3 protein-coding genes are annotated in these 1,885 nt (G+C 63.4%); all 3 read right to left on the bottom strand.

Translation table 11 applies throughout. The annotated features are described in order from the left end of the window. A partial coding sequence (locus ACFWZ5_RS46220) for a hypothetical protein (RefSeq protein WP_384893296.1) occupies nucleotides 1–1,222 on the bottom strand: 1,222 nt, incomplete at its 3' end. Then, nucleotides 1,219–1,497 (bottom strand): hypothetical protein, encoded by a 279-nt coding sequence (locus ACFWZ5_RS46215; RefSeq protein WP_384893293.1) that lies wholly within the window; start codon nucleotides 1,495–1,497, stop codon nucleotides 1,219–1,221. The genes ACFWZ5_RS46215 and ACFWZ5_RS46220, both read right to left, overlap by 4 nt. 46 nt (nucleotides 1,498–1,543) lie before the next feature. After that, a partial coding sequence (locus ACFWZ5_RS46210; RefSeq protein ID WP_384893290.1) for a hypothetical protein occupies nucleotides 1,544–1,885 on the bottom strand: 342 nt, incomplete at its 5' end.

Genomic DNA, 1,885 nt, shown 5'->3' with positions numbered 1-1,885 from the left:
CTCCCACAGGCGAGCTCGAGGGTGCTGACGGCAGCGGGGCGGGCGCGGGCCCGCCCACCGGCGCGGGCTCACTCACGGGCGCTGCTCCACCGGGAGATGGCGCAGCAGGCGAGGCGGGGGGCCCGTCCGCTCCGGCAGTTGGCGCGGAGGAAGCGTGCGGCGCAGCGCCGTCTGCTGTGGGTGACGACGGGGAGGGACCACCGTCCTGGTCCTCGCCGCTCAGCTCTGCCGCTTGCGCGTCGTCGCCCTGGGGGGCGTCGGGAGCCGCAGCCTTCTCCGCGGCCGCGACGTCCTGGCCGGGCGCACTGGGCGGTCCACCGCTGTCGCTGCTGCTGTCGTCGGCATCACTGTCGTCGCTGTCGCCCGCTGCGTCGTTGAGACGGGGGTTGTTCACGCCCTTCAACCCGTCGTAGGCCCCCTTGCCTTGTTTGTAAGCGGATTGGGCTTGGTCGACCATTGCCTTGCGCGCGCCGAGGACACTCTGCATTTCGTCACCGAAAATCGTCAGGAACTTGCTGGCGAAGAAGGGGGAAATCAAAGCCGTGGCGAACAGGGCGAATACCGTCATCACTGTGCCCAGAGCCTGGCCGAACGAGAGGTCCTTCGGGTTCTTGGGGAGACCCTCGGTGTAGGCGATGGCCAGAGCAAGCACTGCATACACGGCATACTTGACGGAAATCACTGCGACCATTAGCCCGGCCCAGGTCCTGGTGTGCTTCCACAGGTCCTTGTTGACCAGGCCGGAGAACACGGTGGGGCCGAATACGAGACCGCAGAGGATCAGAGAGTTGCGCACGACGAGCAGCAGCCATATTCCCAGAATGATCAGGATGAGCGTGAACCCGATGAGGACGGCCAGGGGGGCGCCGATGCCGGTTGCGGTCAGTGCGGCGAGGCAGAGAACGACAAAGCCGCTCAATATGGCCAGCTTGAACGACTGTGAGGCCAGGAGGGATTCGGCTGCGCCGTCCATGAGCTTGACCGTGTAGGCGACTGCTGCGGGAGCGAATGCCGTCACCATGACCGAGATGAGAAGGTAGCCGATGGACTCGGTGAGTGCCTGGCTGAATTCGACTCCTTGGGCTGCCCTCTTGGCAACCGCGAAGAGCCAAAGGATTATGGTGAGTACGGTTGAGACGCCGAATGCGTATGCGTAGATTTCAATGAAGCCGGGATTGGTAAGGTCGATCTTTGTGCCGTAGTCCACGGCGAGGACGGTCACTTCTTGACCTCCCCGGCCAGTTCCTGGATCAGCTTCCCGTTGGCCTTGGCGAACTTCTCGGAGAAATACCCCATAGGGTCCGACGCCAGGTCGTAGGCCGACTTGGCTTTCTTTCCGAGCTTCTGGGCATTCCTGAAGGGGTCGGTGAACCCCTTGGCGAATCCCTTGCCGAAATCGGCACCCAGCTCAGCGCCCTTCTCCAGTGCGCCGCACCCAGGAAGGTCACAGATATCCACGGCCCGCGCCTCGGGCAGGCCGGGTGGCATAACGAGCATGGCGGCTGTGACGGTAAGGGCGGCAAACAGCCGCTGGATCCTGGGACTAGTGGATGTAGGGAGGTGCATTGAAGTCCTCGTCCATCTTCCGGAGGGTGCTGACTGAATCCGGTGCTTCATCAGAAGTCTGCAGCGGCATGGGCCCGGAAGTCTGGGATACATCAGCGAGCTTCCAGTCCTTCTGCTGCCACTGGAGCGTCAAGGTGTATGTGGCCCAGTTCGCGGTAACCGGCACAGGAGAATCGGAGCTTGTCATGCCGACGAGCTCACTCATCCACACCTTGACCGTTGCTACCTGCGGCGAGTAGCTGCTGACCTGCGTTCCCAGGGGAGCCGCCCGCATGACCATGCCAGTCGAATTCCCCCGCTTCAGTCCAAGCGACGACAC

Origin of the sequence: Streptomyces sp. NPDC059003, from assembly GCF_042740445.1 — a bacterium.
Taxonomy (GTDB): Bacteria; Actinomycetota; Actinomycetes; order Streptomycetales; family Streptomycetaceae; genus Streptomyces.
Note: the sequence above shows the minus strand (reverse complement) of the source record. Positions and strands in the feature narration are given on the sequence as shown.

Bases quoted from the DNA above. Each gene is read 5' to 3' on its own strand.
- ACFWZ5_RS46215 (WP_384893293.1), bottom strand. From the start codon at position 1,497: ATGCTCGTTATGCCACCCGGCCTGCCCGAGGCGCGGGCCGTGGATATC.